Below are 21,795 nucleotides of genomic sequence, written 5' to 3' on the forward strand. Positions count from 1 at the left end.
CAAAATGTTAAATAATAAAAAGATTGCTGTTGACTTTGACGGGACCGTTGTGGATGATGCTTATCCGGCAATTGGAAAACCGAAAACCTTTGCTTTCGAAACTTTAAAAAGACTGCAGGCAGAAGGATACAGACTTATTCTTTGGACCTATAGACACGGAAAAACGTTAGATGAAGCAGTAGAATTCTGCAAAAAAAACGGAATCGAATTCTATGCAGTAAACTCAAGCTTTGAAGGAGAGGTCTTTGACTCTGAAAATCAATCCAGAAAACTGGATGCAGATTGGTTCATTGACGACAGAAACTTAGGTGGATTCCCGGGATGGGGCGAAATCTACAATATTATTCAGGAGAGAATAGAATTCCGTGTAGAAGGAAAAGAAGTTCTTGCCTATTCAAAATTAAAAAAAGAAAAGAAAAAAGGACTTTTCTGGTAAGACAAAGCATAGAAGCCAGACATTAAATAGTAGTTTTTTTAGTGTCATATTCATTATTGAGCTTCTTGAGTATTATTAGAAAAGTTGATAGATCATTAAAAGTTAAATGCACACAATGCTGTGATATTAACTTCTTGTATCTAATATCTAACATCTATACAACAATGATTCAATTAAAAACGATAGACGAATTGCGTCTTATGAAGGAGAGTGCCCGACTGGTTTCTAAAACATTGGGAATGTTGGCAAAGGAAATTAAACCGGGGATTACTACCTTATATTTAGATAAACTGGCTCATGACTTTATCAAAGATCATGGTGCTGAACCTGCATTCTTGGGATATGGAGGTTTCCCGAACTCTCTGTGTATTTCTCCGAATGACCAGGTAGTTCATGGTTTTCCTAATAATGAAGTCGTAAAAGAAGGAGATGTTCTTTCTGTAGACTGTGGAGTTATCCTTAATGGTTTCGTAGGAGATCATGCCTATACTTTTGAAATCGGTGAAGTAGCACCGGAGGTTAAAAAATTACTGCAGGTTACCAAAGAATCTCTTTACAAAGGGATTGCGCAGTGTGTAAGAGGAAAAAGAATAGGGGATATTTCCCACGCTATCCAGGCACATTGTGAAAAAGAAGGGTATGGAGTAGTAAAAGAACTTGTAGGACATGGTTTGGGAAGAAAGATGCACGAAGATCCACAAGTACCTAACTATGGCAGACAGGGAAGTGGAAAAGTGATCAAAGACGGTTTGGCTATTGCTATTGAACCAATGATCAACCTTGGTACCGAAAAAGTAAAATTCCATAATGACGGCTGGACAGTAACTACTTTAGATAATCTGCCATCTGCTCACTTCGAACATGATGTAGCAGTAATCAACGGTAAGCCGGTATTGCTTTCAACATTTGACTATGTGTATGAAGCTTTAGGGATTGTAAGTGATGAAGAAAAGCAGTTCCAACTGGATTTTTAATGAAAAAGGTAACTAAACTTTTACTGAATAAAATTCCACGCCCCATGCTGATTAAAATGAGCATCTGGGCAAGACCTCTTATTTATCAGTTTTTCAAAGGAGATGAGTTTTTCGATCCTATAGATGGAAGATCCTACAGGAAATTTCTTCCTTATGGATACGGAAAGCAAAGAGAAAATGCGCTTTCCCCGGGAACTTTAAGCCTGGAAAGACATCGTCAGATGTGGCTTTATCTTCAGAATGAAACTGATTTCTTCATTAAAAATTATAAAGTACTTCACATTGCTCCCGAACAGGAATTTTTAAGGAAATTCAAAAGGATGAGCAATCTGAACTATATTTCAGCAGATCTTTACTCTCCGATAGTAGATGTAAAGGCAGATATTCTGGACTTGCCTTTTGAGAGTGAAACCTTCGATATTGTTTTCTGTAATCATGTTTTGGAACATATTGAAGATGATGCAAAAGCAATGAGTGAACTGTATAGAGTAATGAAACCAGGTGGATGGGGAATTCTTCAGGTACCGATGAAAAATTCTTTGGAGAAAACTTACGAAGATTTTACAATCACAGACCCGAAAGAACGCCAGAAACACTTCGGACAGTACGATCATGTTCGCTGGTACGGAATGGATTATTTTGACCGTTTAAAGAAGGCAGGTTTTGAAATAGAACCCAACTTCTATTCGCAGAAATTCTCCGAAGAAGAAATTAAAAAATATGGGTTAAGGCATAATGAGATCTTACCTATAGTTTACAAGAAATAAAAATAAAAACGTCTTCAGATCCTGAAGACGTTTTTTTAGATAGTTGTTTATATTACATCTCTTCTTTTAGTGCGAAGAAACAGCCTTTAAGCCAATCACAGAACCAATTAAGGTGATAATGAAAAATATTCTCCAGAAGCTTACAGGATCCTTAAAAAAGAAAATTCCCATTAAGGCAGTTCCCACTGCTCCAATTCCTGTCCATACCGCATAGGCCGTACCGATAGGTAATGCCTGAGTGGCTTTAATAAGTAGCACCATACTTATTGTCATTGTCACCAGGAAGCCTGCAAACCAGTAATAAGATTCCGTTCCGGAGGTTTCCTTTGCCTTTCCTAGACAAGATGCGAATGCAACTTCAAATAACCCGGCAATAACTAAGATAATCCAATTCATTTTTTAAATTTTTCTTCTGCAAATTTCAGTATTTGAAAGGAGAAAAAATTTTACAATTGTTAAAAAATGATCCATAAAAATATGTTTTATGAAATAAAATAGAAAGCCCGGGAGAAGAAAGCTAATGTAGTTTCAATAAGAAATTCCATTCAATCGTTATCAATTGAAACAGCAATTAAGGTTTGAATATAATTTATAAAAAAGGATGTATCTCTCATTTTCTATTATTTAATCTCCGCACGGATTCTGCTTAAGCTTACCTGGGTAATTCCAAGATACGATGCAATATAACCGAGCTGAACTCTCTTAAGTAAATCAGGCTGATAGGAAATGATATCTTTATATCGCTCCAAAGAAGTTTTGAACTGTCTTGAAATAATGAGTTCCTCAGACTTTATCATCTCCGCTTCGGCTAATTTTCTTCCCCAGTTGGCCATATGAATATCTTCATTAAAAAGTTTTCTGAGATTTTCCGTTTCCAGTACATACAGATCACAGTCTTCAAGTAATTCAATGCTTTCATAACCCGGTTTGTCTTCCACATAGCTTTTCATGGAAAGCACACATTGGCCTTCACTTCCAAACCAGAATGTAATATCATTTTCTGACGTGGAAGAATAAGCACGTGCAATACCCTTACGGATAAAATAAACATACGGAATTACTTTATCAGCTTCCATCAGGCAGAATCCCTTAGGATGGGAAACTTCTGTAATATGCTCTTTTAAGCTGTTTTTAGAAGCTTCAGGGAGAATGTAAATGGAGTCAAGAATCTGGTCTATATTCATAAAAATGAATTCTAATATTCAAAAGTATCAGTTTTAAGTAATGCAATACAAAATTATGTGATAATTTTTATAAGAAACATTCTAAATTGAAGGTAATATTTCTTAAATCAAAGCTTATCTTAATACCCTTTGATTTCTGTTGATTCTTATTTATTTTGAAATAACCCGATTGACGATGATTTTATAAAAAATAAATAAAAATTGCCCTTCAGAGTTTCCTTTGTTAAACATATTTAATGCTACATAACTCTCTTTTTTCTTTTAAATATTGAGATTAACTGTAAAGACCAATTTTGTTTTACTAACTTTGCAGTTCGTAATATTATTTTTATGCACAAAGCTGGATTTGTAAATATAGTTGGAAAGCCTAATGCCGGAAAATCTACACTGCTCAACCAATTAATGGGGGAGAAGCTGGCGATTGTAACGCAGAAAGCTCAGACAACCCGTCACAGAATTTTTGGTATTTATAATGAAGAAGACCTTCAGATTGTATTTTCTGATACTCCCGGAGTATTAGATCCTAAATACGGCCTGCAGGAAAAAATGATGGATTTTGTAAAAGACTCTTTACAGGATGCAGATGTATTTCTGTTTATTGTAGACGTTACCGATAAAGCGGAACCTTCAGAGTTTTTGATTGATAAGTTAAATAAAATCCCTGTTCCTGTACTTCTGTTATTGAATAAAGTAGACCAAACCGATCAGGCAGGTCTTGAAAAACTGGTAGAAGAATGGCACAATAGAATTCCAAAAGCGGAAATTCTTCCTATCTCTGCACTGAATGCTTTCAATACAGAGGTTATCTTACCTAAAATAAAATCATTACTCCCTGAGAACCCTCCATACTATGATAAGGATCAATATACGGATAAACCCGAGAGATTCTTTGTTAATGAGGCAATACGTGAGAAAATTCTTTTGAACTATGATAAAGAAATTCCATATTCTGTAGAAGTGGTAACTGAGCAGTTTAAGGAAAAAGAGGGAATTATCTTTATAGATTCTATTATCTATGTAGAAAGAGATACCCAGAAAGGAATCATTATAGGTCACAAAGGAGAAGCAATCAAAAAGGTAGGAACTGAAGCAAGATTGGATCTTGAGAAATTTTTCTCTAAGAAAATTCACTTAAACTTATTTGTAAAAGTGAAAAAGGACTGGAGAAAGAATGACAGAGACCTTAAAAATTTCGGTTACAGATAAACTAAAAACGTTGTAACCCCTTTGTATTAAAAGATTTTTATTACCTTAGTCTAAATTTTTTAGTAAATGAACTATAACAATTCAAATTCAGGATCGATACTTAAAGATATTGTTTTATTGGCAGTGAGGGTATTTGTAGGTTTTGCAATGCTGTCTCATGGATTCCCAAAACTTCAGATGCTGTTAGCAGGAGGTAAAATCGATTTTTTTGATTTTATGGGATTAGGCCCTCAGATATCTTTGATTCTTACGGTCTTTGCAGAGTTTGTATGTTCAATATTACTGATATTAGGGCTCTTTACAAGAGTTTCATTAGGATTTTTGATTTTTACCATGGTGATTGCTGCATTTGTGGTTCATGGAGCAGATCCTTTTGAGAAGAGAGAAATGAGTCTTATTTACCTTTCAGTTTATCTACTGTTAATAGTCATGGGGGCTGGAAAGGTTTCTGTAGACCATATGATAGAAAGAAGAAAAAGAGCTTCAGATTGGTAAACCTATACTAACTAAGATAAAAAATACAAAATAGAAGAGGCATCTCATAAAGTGAGATGCCTCTTTGTTTTATTTAAGGTCTGCAAGGATATGAAGTTGGTATACAATCCCAGATTGGTGATCCTGTATCAGTTCTTCCTACCACGCATGCTCTATAGCCCGAATCGCATAAAGGGGCATTCCCTCCGATAATTGTTTTCAGACTTCTTTTTGATAATTTTCTTAAATTTTTCATATTGTTTTAATTTGGTTTGATAAATGTAATGAAAACATACACAATATGACACTGATAAGTGTGTTATTTTTTGATTTTATAAATGTGTTAAAATTCACTACTTTCGTAGAAAATGAATTTATATGAAGATAAAACTGACAATTTGCCTTTTGGCATTTCTCAATTTTTATGATGCACAGGAAAATATTACTTATCAAAAGCCTTCTGCTGAGATTCTTAAGCTGGCAGATTATCAAAGGCCGCCAAGCGTTTTGATGAATAATAAAAAAGATTGGGTGGTTTTTACTTACCGCGCAACTTATAAAACACTTCAGGATCTTAGTCAGCAGGAAATGAAATTGGGAGGATTGAGAATTAATCCCGTGACGAATATTTCAAGTACAGCTACCTACTTCAATAATTTGAAGATCAGAAAAATTAGCGATAAAAATGAAATTCAGGTAAAAAACTTACCAGCAGAGGCTAGAATTACTTATATTTCATTTTCTCCTGATGAAAAGAAACTTGCTTTTACCAATACGACAACCAAAGGGGTAGAGCTCTGGATCGTCGATATGGAAACGGTTTCTGCAAAAAAAGTGACAGCAGATAACCTGAATGCGAATTTAGGAACGCCTTATAGCTGGTATAATGATTCACAGAGTTTACTGATCAAGACACTTCCTCAGAACAGACCTGCTTTGATAGATTCTGATAAAGATCTTCCAACAGGGCCAATTGTTTCTACCTCGGATGGAAAGGCATCACAAAACAGAACGTACCAGGATCTCTTAAAGAATCCTCAGGATGAAAAAAACTTTGAGACTCTTACTGCTTCAGAAATCTATAAAGTAGACCTTAACGGAATTCTTAAAAAAGTGAAAGATCAGGATATGTATTCCGGACTTAGCTTTTCTCCTGACGGAAACTATTTAATGACAACCGTGATTAAAAAGCCATTCTCTTATATTGTGCCGTTAAGCAGATTTCCATCAGTAACTACTGTTTATGATTTGAATGGAAATCTTGTAAAAGCAGTGAATGAAGTTCCTCTGAATGAAATCATGCCTAAAGGCTTTTCATCTGTAAGAACAGGGAAAAGAAATATGATGTGGAGAAGTGATGCGCCTGCAACACTGGTTTTCGCTGAAGCACTGGATGGAGGTGACCAGTCTAGATCTTCCGAATACAGAGACGAGATCTTCACATGGGAAGCACCATTTACAGCATCTCCGAAATCTTTTTTCAAAACAAAACAGAGATATGATGGGGTAAGCTGGACCAATAACCACTTTGCCATTGTTTCTGAAGAATGGTATGATACCAGAAATACAAAATCTTACCTGATCGACCTTAATAACGGGGAGGCAAAAGTGATCGATGACAGAAATTCTCAGGATGTATACAGTGATCCGGGAAATTTTAATACTGTGAAAAATCAGTATGGAAGAACTGTTGTTGATATGAAAGGAGATAAGGCTTATCTGATAGGAGATGGGTTTACTAAAGATGGTCAGCATCCGTTCATTGATGAGATGGATGTTAAATCTCTCAAAAAGAAGAGACTTTATACTTCAAACCTTAAGAATACGAAAGAAGTGATTGTTGATATTCTCGACCCTTCAAAAGGAGAGATATTGACAACCCAACAGTCTTCAAGCCAGTATCCTAATTATTTTAAAAAGAATATTAAGTCTAATAAAGCCTTTGCAGTAACTAATTTTGAAAATCCATTTGAAGGATTAAAGAATGTTTATAAAGAAGTTATTACTTATAAAAGGAATGATGGTGTAACCCTTACAGGAACGCTTTACTTACCTGCAAACTATGACAGAAAGGCTAAGAAGGAAAAACTGCCGTTATTAATCTGGGCATATCCCAGAGAATTTAAAGATAAGGATACCGCAGGACAGAGTACTCAGAATGACAATGACTTTACATTCCCTACTTACGGTTCTTTTGTATATTGGACCGCCAAAGGGTATGCTGTTTTAGATAATGCCGCTTTCCCAATCATTGGTGAAGGAAAAACAGAGCCAAATGATACTTTCATCCCTCAGCTGGTAGCTAATGCAGCAGCGGCAATTGATGCTGTAGACCAGTTAGGATATATCGACAGAAAGAAAGTGGCTGTAGGAGGACATTCTTATGGTGCCTTTATGACAGCGAATCTGTTGACCCATTCTAACCTTTTTGCATGTGGTATTGCACGAAGTGGTGCTTATAACAGAACCTTAACTCCTTTCGGATTTCAGAGTGAGCAGAGAAATTATTGGGACGTTCCGGAGATCTACAATACGATGTCTCCATTCATGCATGCTGATCAAATGAAAACACCACTTCTTCTGATACATGGTGATGCAGACAACAATCCCGGTACATTTACCTTACAGACAGAAAGGTATTTCCAGGCACTGAAAAACCTTGGCGCTCCGGTAAAAATGGTTCTTCTTCCAAAAGAGGCCCATGGATACCAGGCTAAGGAGAATATTTTACATCTTTTATGGGAACAGGATCAATTCCTTGAAAAGTGTTTGAAAAAATAATATTGAGAGAGGCTGTTTATGACAAGCAGCCTCTTTTTTATTTTGGTCTTATCCTACAGCAGAATGTACTTTTAAACCTAATGATTAATCATTTTTACAGATGCTTCAGGATTCCATTAATACTTTCCAGTTCCATAAAATTTGGATGTTCCAGATTGCGATCATGCTGTTCGTGGTTCCAGGTGACATGATAAGGAATATGAGCCGCTGATCCCCCGATTTCCAGTACGGGCAAAATATCTGATTTAATGGAATTTCCTAACATTAGAAAATTTTCAGGCTGGCAGTCCAGATGTTTCAACAGTTTTCTGTAATCATTTTCTTTTTTGTCACTCATGATCTCAATGTGATGAAAATAATCCTGTAATCCCGAGTTTTTCAGTTTACGTTCCTGATCCAGAAGATCCCCTTTTGTAGCAACCACTAATCGGTATTTCCCTTTCAGGCTTTCAAGGGTTTCCGTGACTCCATCCAGAAGCTCAATGGGTTTTTGAAGAAGATCCTGACCGAGCCGGATAGCTTTATTTACAAGCTCTAATGATGCCGTATTATTGGAAACTCTGCCAATAGTTTCAATCATACACAACATAAACCCTTTTACTCCGTAACCATATAAATGAAGATTCTTCATTTCGGTTTCAAATAACGCCTGTGATACCGAATGAAGTGGAAGATAATCTTCCAGTATGATACAGAATTCTTTCTCTGCCTCCTGAAAATAAGGTTCATTGATCCAAAGTGTATCATCTGCATCAAAGGCAATAGTGGTAATATGATTATTCATTTTTGTTTTGTAATTTTCTACTCACAAAATTCAGTATAAAAAATAAATAAGAAAAGGACATTTGTCCCGGATCAGATATGTTACGAACAAATCAGGCGTTTTTAAGCTATTTTGAGAATCTTTATAATGATCAGAATCATAAAGATGATATTGTACTGAAATCCTTTTCCAGGGATGAAAATATTTTAAGGCAGGATCAACCGCTGTCAAGGCTGATGCTTCTAAAAGAGGGAATCGTTAAATGTTATTTTACTGAAGAAAACGGCAAAGAATATATTGTCGAATTTCTGGGAAAAGGTGAAATACTGGGAGAAGTGGAGATGATTAAAAATATCAGCTGTTTATGTAGTGTAAAAGCCGTATCTGAAGTAACCGTATATGAAACAAATATTTCCCATTTTAAATCTTTAATCAAAAACGATCTTGCTCTGAATCACTTACTACTGGATTCTTTCGCAGAAAGAATTATCAATACTTCCAGCAGGGCATCCTATCAACAGCTATATACGGTAGAACATACTGTAATGCAGTTGCTGGATATGCAGTCCAAACAAGGAATTCAGATCTCAAAAGAAGATATGGCGGCCTATCTGGGGATTACGGTGAGAAGTTTAAATAGAATTTTAAAAGATGTGAAATAAAGCAGTTGATAAAACACAAAACATAAAGAATTTTTCTTTTAATCTGCTTGATTGGTAAAATATCCTAGTGGTTAAAAATAATAAATATTCAATTTTATCGGAGATAGAATCCTTATGTCTTTAAAGTATTCGAATAATAAAACCTATTACATTTTAGCGATTTTTCAAAATAAAACATTCATGTAAAAATAATTTATATTGATTTTTTTGTTATTTAATTTAGGGGTGTGTTTATTTAAATATAAAAAATGAATAATTCAATTGTAAATTGATAGGGGTATTTTTAAAATTTACTATTTTTGTATTTAAATAAGTTGAATTTAATCCATGGAACAATTAAAGTTCAGAAATGCCGAGTTATCCGATTTAGAGAAAATTGTAGAGATATACAATTCAACAATCGCATCAAGGATGGTGACCGCAGATGTAGAAGAAGTTTCCGTAGAAAGCAAGCAGAAATGGTTTGATGATCATAACCCTGAAACAAGACCTCTTTGGGTGGTTGAAGATCAGGAAAATCAGATAGTAGGTTGGGTGAGCTTTAGTTCTTTTCATGAAAGAGCGGCCTATAGCGGAACAGTGGAAGTAAGTATTTATCTGGATGAAAGCAGCAGAGGAAAAGGCTATGGGAAGACTATTCTTCAATATTGCATAGACAATGCCGGAAAATTTGGGGTAAATAACCTGGTGGCTCTTATATTTCTTCATAATGAGCCGAGCTTAAAACTCTTCCGTTACTTTGGTTTTGAAGATTGGGGAAACCTTCCTAATGTAGCTATTCTGGATGGAGTAGAAAGAAGCCTTGTCATATTGGGTAAAAGGATTGATTAGCATATAAAAATAGCAGTCTCAAAAGTATCGTAAACCTGCCACAAGGAGCGTTATTTTTGAGACTGCCGTTTTATTTATATTCTATTCAGCCTTTAAATAAAGGTTCTTTATCCTTTTCAATATAAATATACCGTCCTTTAATACCTTTCTGCAGCATTTCTTTTTTCCTGTTAAGTTCTTCAACAGATTCTACACTTTCATTTTTAAAGGTTAAATTTCCTCCATTCTTTATCTTTTCTGAAAATAACCTTGTAGGGTTTTGGTAAATATCTTCAATATATGTATTGAATTTTTCATTGGTGATAGGAAGTGCCGGCTTCCCATAGTGGGTTTCTACAAAATCTTTAGTGTCGTAATCTGCAACAAGCTTTTCGTTGTTAATGAGCTTATAGATGAAATTTTTATCCGTATCTTCAAGAATAAAGATCAGCCCGGGAAGGCCTCCGAATTTATAAGGACCCTCTTTGATATTGACCTCGTTGGAAAACCATGCACTCCAGCTTCTGCCTCCAAAATCTGTGGTGGCTTTTTGAAGTTTATAACCATTGTATTCTTTGGTTTCATTAAGTACCTGCCAATTCATCTCGTCATGTGTTTTTACCACAAAATACTCAAAGAAATCTCTGTACCATCTGTTATTGAAAGATTCAGGCTCTCTTTCAACAACCTGGTCGGTTTTTGTACTGTAATGGGAAACTGACTGATTAGCTTCCTTATTTTTTAAATCATAATCAGCAAAGTCCTTATCGTAAAATTTAACAGACTTAGGACTGATATCCAGATTCATCAGACTTTTTCTATATTCATCAGTTGTTTCTTTTCGGTACTGAAGTTCATAGGTAAATCTGTTGGTTTGAGATTGATATAGTGAAGCTGTGTATAAAGCAAAGATGATTAGTGTTTTTTTCATGTTTATTATTTTGAAGAGGCAAAAATAATAAAAAACGCAGAGCTATAGCTCTGCGTTTTTCACGTATCGTATTTTATTTTTACAAATTCTGCTTTATTCTTTTCGCAGACATATTCAAAAATCTTTTTACCAGAAAGACCGCTGATATCGTTAATCCCAGTCCCAGGGCAATCCACATTCCGAAAGCTCCCATTTTTAAGGTGACACAGAAGAAATAACCTAAAGGAATCGTAATTACCCAATAAGCGATAAAGGTATAAATAGACGGGATTTTCACATCCTGCAGCCCTCTGAGCATTCCCAAAGCTGTTACCTGAATTCCATCAGAAAGCTGGAATAAAGCAGCAATAATCATCAGTTTTGAGGCAAGAGTGATTACTTCAATTTCTTCTTTTTTCGTAAAGAAAGTAGGAAGTATATTTCTACCCAGAATGAAAATTAATCCGCAGATACACATAAAAATAAAGGCAATCTTAAGGTTGTTAATGCCTGCTTTTCTAAGCTCAACAAAATTTTGTTCACCCACTTTTCTTCCGATCATTACTGTGGAAGCAACACTGAAGCCTACACATAAATTGAATGTGAAGGAAGCCATACTTAAAGCGATTTGGTGAGAAGCAATATCATGAGCAGAGATCAGCCCGCAAATAAAGGCAGCTCCCGCAAAAGCAGTTACTTCAAAGAACATCTGTAAAGCAGTTGGCAGTCCCAGTTTTACCATTTTATCAAACATTTTCTTAGAAAAAACCTGAATTTTCAATGAAAAATCTTTAATATAACGTCTTGTACGCTCTTCTTTAAGCAAAACAAAATAAAGGAAAACAACCATGAAAATTCTTGAAATAAGAGTAGCCAGGGCAGATCCTTTCACTCCCATCGCAGGTATTCCCCAAAGACCTTTGATAAATACATAGTTCAGTACAATGTTGATAATATTGGCAATAATGGTGGCTTTGGTAACTCCTATCGTGTAAGACAGTCCTTCAGAAACCTCACGAAGGGTTTGAAATGCCATAAACGGAATCATACTGATCACCATAATACTTAAGAAACTCACGGTATCCGGAATGATCTTGGCAGGCTGCCCCGAGTGGTAGAGTAGAGGCATCCCAAGAAGTAAAACAACTGTCAGGATAATTCCGACAGACATATTGATGATAAATCCGTGGCTGAAAACAGAATTGATGGTGGCGTGATCTTCTTTGGAATGCGCTTCCGAAACCAATGGCGGTATTGCAAATGAAAACCCAAGTGCCAATACAAATATGGAGAAAAATACAGCGTTTCCTAATGAAACAGATGCCAATGCATCAGCACCCAGCAGCTTACCGACAATAATATTGTCGAATAAGTTTACTGAAACCTGCCCCACCTGAGTAAGCATCACAGGCAGAGCCAAAGTCAGGCACTCTTTTGTATAGTTTTTGTTTAAAAAGTTCATAATATTTTAAGATTCATATAGTTTATAATTAAAACAGGGCAAAAAAAAAATTTGCAGTAGTTACTGCAAATTTTTATAATATAGTGAATAATCGATAAATTATTTCCTTACAAAACTTGCAACGTCACCTTCAGAAACAGAATTTCCACCAAGAATGATCAATCTTTCCACAACATTTCTTAACTCTCTGATATTTCCAGTCCACGAAAGAGCTTTTAAAGCATCAATAGCTTTATCATCAAACTTTTTCACTGCAGTACCGTGCTCGTCAGCAATCATGCCGGAGAAGTGGTCGACCAATAATTTGATATCCTCTTTTCTTTCGTCCAATGGCGGAACATAAATTTCAATTACAGAAAGTCTGTGGTAAAGGTCTTCTCTGAATTTTCCTTCCTCAATTTCTTTCTGCATATTTTTATTTGTTGCTGCAATTACTCTTACATCAACTTTTATTTCTTTATCACTTCCTACCGGAGAAACTTTGCTTTCCTGAAGGGCTCTCAATACTTTAGCCTGAGCGATAAGGCTCATATCACCAATCTCATCAAGAAAAATAGTACCTCCGTTAGCCTGTTCAAACTTTCCCTGTTTATCTTTGATAGCACCCGTAAAAGAACCTTTTACGTGTCCGAAAAGTTCAGATTCAATAAGCTCAGATGGGATTGCAGCACAGTTTACTTCAATCATTGGTCCTCTTGCGCGGTCACTTTGATTGTGAATAGCGTGGGCTACCAGTTCTTTACCGGCACCGTTAGGACCTGTAATTAAAACTCTCGCATCAGAAACGGCTACCTTCTCGATCATATCCTGAATCTTCTTTAAAGCAGGAGAATCACCGATCATTTGGTATTTTTTATTTACTTTTCTCTTTAATGTTTTATTTTCAGTCTGAAGATTTTTGTTTTCTTTCTTCAGTGTTTCTTTTACCAGCGCATTTTTCACGCTTGTGATCAGCCTGTTGATGTCAATTGGCTTGGAAATAAAATCATATGCACCCTCTTTTAAGCAAGAAACAGCAGAATCGATATCTGCGTGTCCCGAGATCATGATAAAAGTAGTTTCAGGTTTTAGGGAAAGACTTTGCTTTAAAAGTTCGGTTCCTGAAAGTTTAGGCATTTTGATATCAGAAATCACCAAAGCGAAATCTTCTTTTTCTACCTGTTTGTAGCCTTCAAGGCCGTCTTCAGCGATAACAAATTCATAATCGGTGAGTTCATCCGAAAGAATACTGTGAAGTACTCCTGAGATTGCTTTTTCGTCTTCTACTATAAGGATTTTTTGCATAGTTGCAAATTTAAATTTTTTGTTTCAATTATTAGCAAAAACCGTACCTAAAAATTCTACTTTGAATAGTCTCTTCTGCCGAAAATAGCAGATCCAACCCGCACAGAATTGGCCCCAGACTCAATGGCCAATGGAAAATCATCACTCATTCCCATTGATAAAGTATCCAGTGTTTTTAGTTCGTTGAGTTCATCAAAAAGACTTTTTAAAATTAAAAACTCTTTTCTGACCTGCTGTTCATCTTCCGTGAATGTTGCCATCCCCATCAGCCCGGTAATTTCAATATTAGGAAAACTACCGTCAATATATTGTTGAAAAAGATCTTTTGCCTCAGAAATCTCAAGTCCGAACTTGGTTTCTTCCGCCGCAATTTTCACCTGAAGAAGAACTTTAATGATTCTATTATGCTTCCCTGCCTCTTTATTGATCTCTGACAATAGTTTTTGAGAATCTACACTCTGTATAGTATCTACAAAAGGAGCTATATATTTGACTTTGTTGGTCTGTAAGTGCCCGATCAGATGCCATTGAATATCTGAAGGAAGAAGAGGCTGTTTTTCCATCAGCTCCTGAACTTTATTTTCTCCGAAGATTCTCTGTCCAAGATTATATACTTCTTGTATCGCAGAAACCGGATGCGTCTTTGAAACGGCAACCAGTTGAACCCCGGATGGAAGCTGATCTTGGATGGCTTTATAATTTTCTTTAATACTCATGTAGGCAAATTTCCGAAATTTACTTGACAGTTGCTAGTTTATATCTCAGGTTTTATACAGGAATTAATTCAGAACCTCGTTGATTTTCGGATACTGAGAAATCTTTCTGAAAACGAATTTATTACTCTTCTGAAGTTTTTCAATAAACAGATCCAATTCGTTGATAGAATCTGTATCTCTGAGGTATTGGTCATGAGTAAGAAAAACAAGGTGTCTTGAAGTCTTTTCAAGATCGTTAAAGAAGATACTGTCTACTTTTTTAAGCATGGCTTCATGGCTTCCTTTCAATGTCATTTTTTGGGAAGGTCTCCACTCCAGATCCCATCCGATTACTTTATAACCTGCTTTTTTAAGGCCATTTGCCGCAGCAGTACTGCTTTTGATATCAGTAATATTTATATTATTGAGTCTCCAGATATTTCTGCCGGGAGTTCTTGCTATTTTATCAGTAAGTTTTAAACTGTCTTTGGCAATATCGAAATCATTCACAACAGCATCAGCATTTTTGTAAAAATCAGTGTATTTGTTGTGAGCATGAGAAAAGCTGTGATTAGCCAGTTCTATTAAAGGATTTTGCTTTAACAGTTCCAAATCGTCTTTTTGTTTTTTACTTCCATAGGCATGTTTTCCGACCAGAAAGGCAGTCGCACAAACATTTCTTTTGTCCAGGATTTTAAGAAGGTTTTCTGTACCCTGATTTGGGCCATCATCAAAAGTAAGGTAGATCACTCTTTTATCAGGATCCACGTTTTCTTCGTCCATTTTGGGGACGGTTTCTGCGGCAGGATGTTCCTGTGAATTGATGGAGGGGTTCACATCATTCTTGAAATTACAGCTGTTCAATAAAACTGAAGTTGCACTCATCAATGCAAGCATCCCGAGAAAAGTCGTGTTTTTTGACTTTCCCGCAAATTTTTTTCTCATTTAGGGTAAGGGAGATTTAAGTTGTTAAAAATCGTTAAAAATAACGACAGAATGTTAACAAATTATATGCCAATTTGAGCTTTATTTTACCTTTTTAAGCTTATTTTAAGAACTTGATGATAAAGGCAATTCGTGCTAATGTACTGATTGTGAAATTATGTTTTGTTTCGTTTCTGTTTTAACATTTATAATTATTAAAGCAATAGTCTTTCTCTATATTTGTTGATGTTTCAATATTCTTCATGTGTTGGAGAATTATTTTTATTTTAACAAAAATTAGAAAAATTGAAAATAGGATGAACAGTCCTATTCTAAAATGCTTTTTAGATACAATGCATTTCTAATGGCAGCAATCCCCCAGGTATTGTTGAAAAATATAAAGAGGGTTTGCGGGGTGTTCCTGACTTTTTCAGCAAGCTCATTCATGAAGGTTTCACTGTATTCAGATTTGTAAAGGACGGGTTTTCCGTGAAGCCTGTAATAAAGAGCTTTCGGATGATTGAGGATCACATCCCCGGGAAGGTCGCCCGGAAAACTTACACCGGAAAAAACAATATTATGATCTTTTAAAAGATCAAATATTTCTTTTTCCCACCATGAGCTGTGGCGGAACTCAATCACATTCAGAAAGGAGTGGTCTATATTCGTAATAATACGGTTTATGTTTTCTGATGTGTTTTTAAAAGAAGGAGGAAATTGGTATAGAAACTCGGAAAGCTTATCTTTCAGATTGCTTTGTATGTGATTACAGAATGCTGTAATTTCTTCCTTAGAATTTTCAAGCCGATTTTCATGGGTGATGGTTTTAGGTATTTTAATGAAAAATCTAAACAAATCCGGAGTTTCATCATACCATTTCAAAAGTGTTTTTGCTGTTGGTTTTCTATAGAATGTTGAATTGATTTCTACGGCATTGAAAGTTTGTGAATATAAAGAAAGAAAGTCTTTACTGGGAGCGTTTTCAGGATATAATGACCCTTTCCAGTCGTTATTATAAAATCCTGAGCACCCTATGTAAAGACTTCCTTTTTTCATACTATTATTTTATATCCAGATCCACTGAGTTTAATCTTAATGAATTCAAAATCACAGACAGTGAACTGAAGCTCATTGCAGCTGCAGCAATCATTGGTGATAAGAGAATTCCAAAGAATGGATACAATAATCCTGCCGCTACCGGAACTCCCAGGACATTATAGATGAATGCGAAAAATAAATTCTCTTTGATATTTTTAAGAAGCTTTTCACTTAATAACTTTGCTTTGGCAACTCCCAGAATATCTCCTTTCAGTAAAGTGATTTCTGCGCTTTCAATGGCTACGTCAGTTCCGGTTCCCATTGCAATTCCCACATCAGATTGGGCCAGGGCAGGAGAGTCATTGATTCCGTCACCGGTCATGGCTACTATTTTGCCTTGCTGCTGTAGTCTTTTTACCTCGTTCAGTTTATCTTCCGGAAGACAGTTTGCTTTAAAGTGTTTTATTCCAAGCTCATCAGCTACAGCTTTAGCGGTATGTTCATTATCTCCTGTCATCATGATAACGTCAATTCCTTCGTCCATCAGTTGTTTTACGGCTTTTTTAGAGCTTTCTTTGATCTTATCTGTAAAACTGATGAAGCCCAGTACGTTTTGGTCTTGCGCAATATAAGAGATGGTGTGCGCCTTTGACTGTACTTCTACAGCTTTTTGTTTTAAAGCATTCGGAATCTGAATCTGATGAGAGGTCAGTAGGTTTTCGTTCCCCAGATAAGCTGTTTTACCATTGATATTTCCTTTGACACCCTTTCCGGAAATGTTTTCAAACTGATTTACTTTTTCTGCAGATACCTTTTCCTCTTTAGCTTTTTTAATAACTGCATTGGAAAGCGGGTGTTCAGAGTTTTGATTTAATGAAAATGCTAATTTTAAAATTTCGTTTTTATCACCGTTGTTTACGGTTTCAATATATTCTACAGATGGTTTTCCCTCTGTCAGAGTTCCTGTTTTATCAGTGATTAAAACATTTATTTTATTCATCTGTTCAAGCGCTTCAGCGTTCTTGATCAGAATACCATTTTTAGCACCTTTCCCAATTCCTACCATTAAGGACATTGGTGTGGCAAGGCCAAGAGCGCACGGACACGCAACAATCAGAACAGCAACGGCATTTACAAAAGCAAATAAACTTCTTTTCCCTTCAGGTCCGAAAAACTGCCATACAATAAATGTAAGAACAGCAATAAGGATTACTGTAGGAACGAAGACTTTAGCCACCTTATCAGTGAGTTTCTGAATAGGAGCTTTGCTTCGGCTGGCTTCATTCACCATTTTGATAATCTGGGAAAGGAGAGTTTCGTCACCTACTTTTTTAGCCTTCATAATAAACACCTGATTCCCATTGATTGTTCCCGAAGAAACTCTATCATTTATATTCTTTTCAACAGGAACGGGTTCTCCTGTAATCATGCTTTCATCAACAATTGAATTTCCTTCAACGATTTTTCCGTCCACCGGAATTTTTTCACCAGGTTTTACTTTTAGCAGGTCTCCTATTTTAACGTGAGAAAGTAAAACTTTTTTTTCCTCCCCGTTGATCATTAGATTAGCCTCGTCCGGTGAGAGATTCATTAATTCTTTAATGGCATTACCTGTTTTCTTATGGGCTGCTGCTTCCATCAGCTGGCCTAAAATGACAAGAGTCAAAATAACACAGACTGCTTCGAAATACAGCGGGATCTCATGATTGTGGCCGCGAATTTCGTGAGGGATAATATCCGGAAAGATTAGTGCTGTAATACTGAAGATAAAGGCAGCTGCTACTCCGAGAGCAATAAGGCTGAACATATTAAGGTTCCAGGTTGTAAAAGAAACCCATCCTCTTTTCAGCAGAAACCATCCGGAATAAAACATAACAGGAAGGGTGAGGGCAAGCTCAATAACCGCTTGAATCTGGTGAGAAAAAGGGAAATTGATAAACATTCCACCCATAGAGAGAATAAAAACAGGGATGGTAAAGGCCAATGAGATAATAAATTTCCTTTTTAATATGTTGTAGGTTTCATCTTCATCATCATCTCCACTGTCAGGCATTCTTACGAGATCCATTCCGCAGATAGGGCAGTCACCAGGTTCATCACGAATAATCTCAGGATGCATGGGACAGGTGTATTTCGCGGTTTTCTTTTCAGGATATTTTACAAGATCCATTCCACATACCGGGCATCCTACATTAGAGTCATAGGTTTTATCACCTTCACAGTACATTGGACAGTAATATCTGCCAGCCATTTCATCAGTAACTTTTGGAGCTTCCTGATGATGACTGTGTTCATGAGAATGAGAATGCTGGTGTATGTCTGCTTTTTGAGCAAGGTCTTCAGTAATAGGCTCTAAGTGCATATGACAAACGGGGCAGTCTCCTTTTTCATCATATACTTTGTCTTTTTCACAGAACATCGGGCAATAATATTTTCCAATATTATCTTTAAAGTTTTCCGGAAGATGTGTAGATGAATAAGTGGGTTTATAGCCAGGGTCTTTTGTCAGTTTCTCTTCAATGGGAACAAGGTACATATTACATACAGGGCATCTTTCGCCTTGCTTAAAGTAAACTTTTTCACCTTCGCACTCCATTGGGCAGTAATATACTGACGATGGCGATACGCGGTCCTGAGGTTTTACAAAAGCTTTTTCCGGATTATTAGGGTCTTCAAGTCTGTATTTTCCAATTTCTGCCAAAGCATCGTTTAAAACCGAAAGTCCGATCTCAGGATCGGAAGTGATTGTTGCTATACCGCTCTCCAGATTGACATCAGCTTTTACTCCCTGAACACTGTTCAGTTGATTCGAAATCTTTTTCTGGCAACCTGAACAGGTCATTCCAAGTATTTTATACTGTCGTTCCATGATTCTTAAATTTATATTACAAATTTCCAAAATGGAATGGTAAGGCTGTTATAAATTTAAGGATAATAGTTATAAAATTAAGAACGGCGTAAATTTGAGTTCGGAGGGAAAGTGTAATTCTTGTCAGAAATACGCATAATTAAGAGAGAAATCCGGATATTGAAACCATACACATTTCTCGTACTAATTCCTACGTTTGTAAAGTTTCTTTATTTCCGGATGTACTAAACATTATCAAGTGATTTCCTGTTGTGCTCCTTCAGTTTTTTAAATGCAGTAGGAGTGAAGCCTGTGATATTTCTGAATTGTGAAGACAGATGCTGAACACTTTTATAGCCGAGCTTTCCTGCGATTTCAGTAAGATTGAATTCATTATATAGAAGGAGCTCCTTTACTTTTTCTATTTTTTGAAGAATGAAAAATTGTTCTAAAGTAATATTTTCATTTTGTGAGAACGTTTTGGAAAGAGAACTATAGTCTTTATGAAGCCTTGAACTTAAAAATTCAGAAAGAAGAAAATCTTCATCAATATCCAGCTCACTGACTTTCAGAATGATCATATTTTTTATTTTTTCGGCAAGCTGATGTGCAGAATCCATAATTCTTTCAAAGCCGGTATAAAGGAGCTGCTGTTCGATAATCTGCATCTTTTCTGCGGAAACTTCAGTATCTGTTTCTACTTCACCCAGTATAATGGATTTTATTTTTATATCCGAAGAATTGAAGATGTTTTCTACAGCAGCAATACATCTATTACAGACCATATTCTTTATGAAAAATTTCATAATCCGTTGTTTAGCCTATCTTTTACAAATTCGATCTGAGTTTTACCATGAGGAGCAGGATTTCCATCAGCATCAAGGTTAACCATAACAATCTTTTCAACTGTAATAATAGTCTGGTGGGTCATTTTGTTTCGGACATCACATCTTAAAGTAATAGAGGTGGAACCGAAGCTCATGGCTTCAATACCTATTTCAATAATATCCCCCTGTTTGGCAGAGCTTACGAAATTGATTTCGGAAATGAATTTGGTAACCACTTTTGTGTTTTCCAGCTGGATAATAGCATATAATGCTGCTTCTTCATCAATCCATTGTAATAGTCTCCCTCCAAAAAGAGAGTGGTTAGGATTCAAATCTTCGGGTTTTACCCATTTTCTGGTATGGTAGTTCATGTTGTAATAATTTATTAATACAAATTTAGTGTTAAAAGCTGATGTTGTCAAAAGAATCGTATTTATTGATCTGAACAGAATTATTCATTTTCTCAATCATTTTCTTTTGGAGCGCATGGTTATAGTCTTTGTGATTGACAGATCCTTTAAGAACTTTTGATAATCTTCACGCTCTACAGGAAATGAGGCTGCTTTCCCTTCATTATAATGAATTCCAAATCCGTATCTTTTGGCTAAAGGGGAAGTGCGCAGGCATGGCTGACCTTTGGAAAAGAATATATGTCTTTTCTTTCTTTTCAGGAGGTGTTTGAGAATGAGAAACAGGGTAGTCTTCTGCTACTACAGTGAGGGGGGATATGATTTGTGGTATGTGAGTGTAAAATTTATGAAAATCTGAACAGTTAAAACACTTTGTAAATATAATGCTATTCTTATAGATTATAAAAGAAACCCTCTGTCGATCTATGAAACTTTGTAAAACTTTTATTCCTTATTATTTATATGATAAAATTCATTTTATACGGAAGGGCCATTTTAATTCGATCAGCCATAATTGATAATATTGAAAGTGAATCAATGTATTTCTATCATTGTTTTTAAAGAATAAATTAAATAATTACAATTTATATGATAATATTTAATGTAAAATTTTCTTTTTTTAATTATTTAACGTAATTTTGATTTTAGATAAATAGGAGTTTAAGGCGTTGGTTCTTAGTTTTTTATTTGTTTTTGAAGGGTGCTTTTATGATGAGATTCAACATAATGTGAGAAATATTAAAAAAAAGCTTTGATTTGAAATATTTAATTGTATCTTGCATACGTTTATATTTGGAATCAATATTTGTTCATTAATTTATGTTGTTTTTCTTTTATATACCAAATTTTTATTAATTTTTATAATTTATTCAAAATGAACATTTTTGTTTCAAACATCAATTACGCAACTAAAGAGTATGAGTTGCACGATCTATTCGCAGAATTTGGTGATGTATCATCAGCTAAAATCGTTACAGACAGAGAAACTGGTCGTTCTAGAGGTTTCGGTTTTGTAGAGATGGGTGATGAAGAAGGAAAGCAAGCTATTGAAGCTCTTAACCAAAAAGAATTCAATGGAAAAACTTTAAACGTATCTGAGGCTAAGCCAAGAGAAGAAAAACCAAGAAGAAGCTTCGACAACAATAGAGGTGGAGGTTACGGAAACAACCGTGGAGGTAACGGTGGTGGATACGGTGGAAACAGCCGTGGAGGTAACGGCGGTGGAAATCGTTGGTAAAAAATATGAAGCGGCTTTTTAGCCGCTTTTTTTATGAATTTTAATTGGCAGTAAATCATTCAATTAGTTATTTGTATTGAATTTGAACGTATTTTGGCATAAT

The 21,795-nt window shown here is 35.6% G+C and carries 23 protein-coding genes; 9 read left to right on the plus strand and 14 right to left on the minus strand.

The window, feature by feature from the left end; all coding sequences use genetic code 11:
* Nucleotides 1-4: 4 nt before the first annotated feature.
* The 3 genes from AC27VX_RS06365 (at nt 5) to AC27VX_RS06375 (ending at nt 2,177) form a co-directional block, all read left to right on the plus strand.
* Nucleotides 5-436, plus strand: a complete 432-nt coding sequence (locus tag AC27VX_RS06365) for a BT0820 family HAD-type phosphatase (RefSeq protein ID WP_236859001.1) — start codon at nt 5-7, stop codon at nt 434-436.
* Nucleotides 437-600: 164 nt separating this feature from the next.
* Nucleotides 601-1,410: a type I methionyl aminopeptidase gene (map, locus tag AC27VX_RS06370; protein ID WP_236859002.1), complete on the plus strand. Its 810-nt coding sequence runs from the start codon at nt 601-603 to the stop codon at nt 1,408-1,410.
* Nucleotides 1,410-2,177, plus strand: a complete 768-nt coding sequence (locus AC27VX_RS06375) for a class I SAM-dependent methyltransferase (protein ID WP_488694496.1) — start codon at nt 1,410-1,412, stop codon at nt 2,175-2,177. Before map ends, AC27VX_RS06375 begins: the two co-directional genes overlap by 1 nt.
* A gap of 66 nt (nt 2,178-2,243) precedes the next feature.
* Here AC27VX_RS06375 and AC27VX_RS06380 read toward each other — a convergent pair whose 3' ends face one another.
* Nucleotides 2,244-2,573 (minus strand): DMT family transporter, encoded by a 330-nt coding sequence (locus AC27VX_RS06380; RefSeq protein ID WP_236859004.1) that lies wholly within the window; start codon nt 2,571-2,573, stop codon nt 2,244-2,246.
* A 224-nt stretch (nt 2,574-2,797) separates the two neighbouring features.
* Nucleotides 2,798-3,361 (minus strand): Crp/Fnr family transcriptional regulator, encoded by a 564-nt coding sequence (locus tag AC27VX_RS06385; protein ID WP_236859005.1) that lies wholly within the window; start codon nt 3,359-3,361, stop codon nt 2,798-2,800.
* 330 nt (nt 3,362-3,691) lie between these two features.
* Here AC27VX_RS06385 and era point away from each other — a divergent pair, with 330 nt between their 5' ends.
* Both era and AC27VX_RS06395 read left to right on the plus strand, forming a co-directional pair.
* Complete coding sequence (gene era / locus AC27VX_RS06390) at nt 3,692-4,567, plus strand: GTPase Era (RefSeq protein ID WP_236859006.1); 876 nt, start codon at nt 3,692-3,694, stop codon at nt 4,565-4,567.
* A gap of 66 nt (nt 4,568-4,633) precedes the next feature.
* Entirely contained in the window at nt 4,634-5,062 is a 429-nt protein-coding gene (locus AC27VX_RS06395) for a DoxX family protein (RefSeq protein ID WP_236859007.1), read from the plus strand.
* 73 nt (nt 5,063-5,135) lie between these two features.
* On the opposite strand, the gene AC27VX_RS06400 is transcribed toward AC27VX_RS06395, so the two are convergent.
* A complete protein-coding gene (locus tag AC27VX_RS06400; RefSeq protein WP_236859008.1) occupies nt 5,136-5,297 on the minus strand; it encodes a bacteriocin-like protein in 162 nt (53 codons plus the stop codon).
* 122 nt (nt 5,298-5,419) lie between these two features.
* Here AC27VX_RS06400 and AC27VX_RS06405 point away from each other — a divergent pair, with 122 nt between their 5' ends.
* Nucleotides 5,420-7,822 (plus strand): alpha/beta hydrolase family protein, encoded by a 2,403-nt coding sequence (locus AC27VX_RS06405; protein ID WP_488694499.1) that lies wholly within the window; start codon nt 5,420-5,422, stop codon nt 7,820-7,822.
* Nucleotides 7,823-7,916: 94 nt separating this feature from the next.
* Here AC27VX_RS06405 and AC27VX_RS06410 read toward each other — a convergent pair whose 3' ends face one another.
* Nucleotides 7,917-8,606 carry an HAD family hydrolase gene (locus AC27VX_RS06410; protein WP_488694501.1) on the minus strand — a complete coding sequence of 230 codons (690 nt, stop codon included), beginning with the start codon at nt 8,604-8,606 and terminating at the stop codon, nt 7,917-7,919.
* Nucleotides 8,607-8,683: 77 nt separating this feature from the next.
* On the opposite strand from AC27VX_RS06410, the gene AC27VX_RS06415 reads away from it, so the two are divergent.
* Together AC27VX_RS06415 and AC27VX_RS06420 are read left to right on the plus strand one after the other, a co-directional pair.
* Nucleotides 8,684-9,247: a Crp/Fnr family transcriptional regulator gene (locus tag AC27VX_RS06415; protein WP_488694503.1), complete on the plus strand. Its 564-nt coding sequence runs from the start codon at nt 8,684-8,686 to the stop codon at nt 9,245-9,247.
* A gap of 327 nt (nt 9,248-9,574) precedes the next feature.
* Nucleotides 9,575-10,078 carry a GNAT family N-acetyltransferase gene (locus AC27VX_RS06420; RefSeq protein WP_488694505.1) on the plus strand — a complete coding sequence of 168 codons (504 nt, stop codon included), beginning with the start codon at nt 9,575-9,577 and terminating at the stop codon, nt 10,076-10,078.
* Between the two features lie 85 nt (nt 10,079-10,163).
* Here the strand turns inward: AC27VX_RS06420 and AC27VX_RS06425 are convergent, their stop codons facing one another.
* The 10 genes from AC27VX_RS06425 to AC27VX_RS06470 all read right to left on the minus strand — a co-directional run bounded on the left by AC27VX_RS06425 (nt 10,164) and on the right by AC27VX_RS06470 (nt 20,740).
* Nucleotides 10,164-10,988, minus strand: coding sequence for a GLPGLI family protein (locus AC27VX_RS06425; RefSeq protein WP_236859013.1), 825 nt, complete (start codon nt 10,986-10,988; stop codon nt 10,164-10,166).
* Nucleotides 10,989-11,067: 79 nt separating this feature from the next.
* Complete coding sequence (locus AC27VX_RS06430; RefSeq protein WP_236859014.1) at nt 11,068-12,429, minus strand: MATE family efflux transporter; 1,362 nt, start codon at nt 12,427-12,429, stop codon at nt 11,068-11,070.
* A 99-nt stretch (nt 12,430-12,528) separates the two neighbouring features.
* Nucleotides 12,529-13,713, minus strand: a complete 1,185-nt coding sequence (locus AC27VX_RS06435; protein WP_236859015.1) for a sigma-54-dependent transcriptional regulator — start codon at nt 13,711-13,713, stop codon at nt 12,529-12,531.
* Between the two features lie 56 nt (nt 13,714-13,769).
* Complete coding sequence (locus tag AC27VX_RS06440) at nt 13,770-14,429, minus strand: YggS family pyridoxal phosphate-dependent enzyme (protein ID WP_488694508.1); 660 nt, start codon at nt 14,427-14,429, stop codon at nt 13,770-13,772.
* Nucleotides 14,430-14,492: 63 nt separating this feature from the next.
* Nucleotides 14,493-15,353: a polysaccharide deacetylase family protein gene (locus AC27VX_RS06445; protein ID WP_236859017.1), complete on the minus strand. Its 861-nt coding sequence runs from the start codon at nt 15,351-15,353 to the stop codon at nt 14,493-14,495.
* 306 nt (nt 15,354-15,659) lie between these two features.
* Entirely contained in the window at nt 15,660-16,388 is a 729-nt protein-coding gene (locus tag AC27VX_RS06450; protein WP_488694510.1) for a DUF72 domain-containing protein, read from the minus strand.
* Nucleotides 16,389-16,392: 4 nt separating this feature from the next.
* Nucleotides 16,393-19,239: a heavy metal translocating P-type ATPase gene (locus AC27VX_RS06455; RefSeq protein WP_488694512.1), complete on the minus strand. Its 2,847-nt coding sequence runs from the start codon at nt 19,237-19,239 to the stop codon at nt 16,393-16,395.
* A 224-nt stretch (nt 19,240-19,463) separates the two neighbouring features.
* A complete protein-coding gene (locus AC27VX_RS06460) occupies nt 19,464-20,024 on the minus strand; it encodes a helix-turn-helix domain-containing protein (RefSeq protein WP_488694514.1) in 561 nt (186 codons plus the stop codon).
* Nucleotides 20,021-20,416, minus strand: a complete 396-nt coding sequence (locus AC27VX_RS06465) for an acyl-CoA thioesterase (protein WP_236859021.1) — start codon at nt 20,414-20,416, stop codon at nt 20,021-20,023. The genes AC27VX_RS06460 and AC27VX_RS06465 overlap by 4 nt, the downstream gene beginning before the upstream one ends.
* Nucleotides 20,417-20,512: 96 nt before the next feature.
* The gene (locus AC27VX_RS06470; RefSeq protein WP_488694878.1) at nt 20,513-20,740 is read right to left on the minus strand and encodes a DUF6157 family protein; all 228 of its coding nucleotides are present in this window, start codon (nt 20,738-20,740) and stop codon (nt 20,513-20,515) included.
* Between the two features lie 589 nt (nt 20,741-21,329).
* Between AC27VX_RS06470 and rbp the strand changes: the two genes are divergently transcribed.
* A complete protein-coding gene (rbp, locus tag AC27VX_RS06475; RefSeq protein ID WP_076355637.1) occupies nt 21,330-21,692 on the plus strand; it encodes an RNA-binding regulator in 363 nt (120 codons plus the stop codon).
* The last annotated feature ends 103 nt before the right edge of the window (nt 21,693-21,795 follow it).

The organism is Chryseobacterium sp. 14P4.3.2, from assembly GCF_057799275.1.

Excerpts from the sequence above, each read along its gene's own strand:
- AC27VX_RS06460 (WP_488694514.1), bottom strand. The coding sequence starts at position 20,024 with ATGAAATTTTTCATAAAGAATATGGTCTGTAATAGATGTATTGCTGCT.
- AC27VX_RS06400 (WP_236859008.1), bottom strand. The coding sequence starts at position 5,297 with ATGAAAAATTTAAGAAAATTATCAAAAAGAAGTCTGAAAACAATTATC.
- AC27VX_RS06430 (WP_236859014.1), bottom strand. The coding sequence starts at position 12,429 with ATGAACTTTTTAAACAAAAACTATACAAAAGAGTGCCTGACTTTGGCT.
- era (WP_236859006.1), top strand. The coding sequence starts at position 3,692 with ATGCACAAAGCTGGATTTGTAAATATAGTTGGAAAGCCTAATGCCGGA.
- AC27VX_RS06465 (WP_236859021.1), bottom strand. The coding sequence starts at position 20,416 with ATGAACTACCATACCAGAAAATGGGTAAAACCCGAAGATTTGAATCCT.
- rbp (WP_076355637.1), top strand. The coding sequence starts at position 21,330 with ATGAACATTTTTGTTTCAAACATCAATTACGCAACTAAAGAGTATGAG.
- AC27VX_RS06450 (WP_488694510.1), bottom strand. The coding sequence starts at position 16,388 with ATGAAAAAAGGAAGTCTTTACATAGGGTGCTCAGGATTTTATAATAAC.
- AC27VX_RS06405 (WP_488694499.1), top strand. The coding sequence starts at position 5,420 with ATGAAGATAAAACTGACAATTTGCCTTTTGGCATTTCTCAATTTTTAT.
- AC27VX_RS06415 (WP_488694503.1), top strand. The coding sequence starts at position 8,684 with ATGTTACGAACAAATCAGGCGTTTTTAAGCTATTTTGAGAATCTTTAT.
- AC27VX_RS06425 (WP_236859013.1), bottom strand. The coding sequence starts at position 10,988 with ATGAAAAAAACACTAATCATCTTTGCTTTATACACAGCTTCACTATAT.
- AC27VX_RS06435 (WP_236859015.1), bottom strand. The coding sequence starts at position 13,713 with ATGCAAAAAATCCTTATAGTAGAAGACGAAAAAGCAATCTCAGGAGTA.
- AC27VX_RS06440 (WP_488694508.1), bottom strand. The coding sequence starts at position 14,429 with ATGAGTATTAAAGAAAATTATAAAGCCATCCAAGATCAGCTTCCATCC.
- AC27VX_RS06380 (WP_236859004.1), bottom strand. The coding sequence starts at position 2,573 with ATGAATTGGATTATCTTAGTTATTGCCGGGTTATTTGAAGTTGCATTC.
- AC27VX_RS06395 (WP_236859007.1), top strand. The coding sequence starts at position 4,634 with ATGAACTATAACAATTCAAATTCAGGATCGATACTTAAAGATATTGTT.
- AC27VX_RS06410 (WP_488694501.1), bottom strand. The coding sequence starts at position 8,606 with ATGAATAATCATATTACCACTATTGCCTTTGATGCAGATGATACACTT.
- AC27VX_RS06445 (WP_236859017.1), bottom strand. The coding sequence starts at position 15,353 with ATGAGAAAAAAATTTGCGGGAAAGTCAAAAAACACGACTTTTCTCGGG.
- AC27VX_RS06420 (WP_488694505.1), top strand. The coding sequence starts at position 9,575 with ATGGAACAATTAAAGTTCAGAAATGCCGAGTTATCCGATTTAGAGAAA.
- map (WP_236859002.1), top strand. The coding sequence starts at position 601 with ATGATTCAATTAAAAACGATAGACGAATTGCGTCTTATGAAGGAGAGT.
- AC27VX_RS06375 (WP_488694496.1), top strand. The coding sequence starts at position 1,410 with ATGAAAAAGGTAACTAAACTTTTACTGAATAAAATTCCACGCCCCATG.
- AC27VX_RS06455 (WP_488694512.1), bottom strand. The coding sequence starts at position 19,239 with ATGGAACGACAGTATAAAATACTTGGAATGACCTGTTCAGGTTGCCAG.
- AC27VX_RS06385 (WP_236859005.1), bottom strand. The coding sequence starts at position 3,361 with ATGAATATAGACCAGATTCTTGACTCCATTTACATTCTCCCTGAAGCT.
- AC27VX_RS06365 (WP_236859001.1), top strand. The coding sequence starts at position 5 with ATGTTAAATAATAAAAAGATTGCTGTTGACTTTGACGGGACCGTTGTG.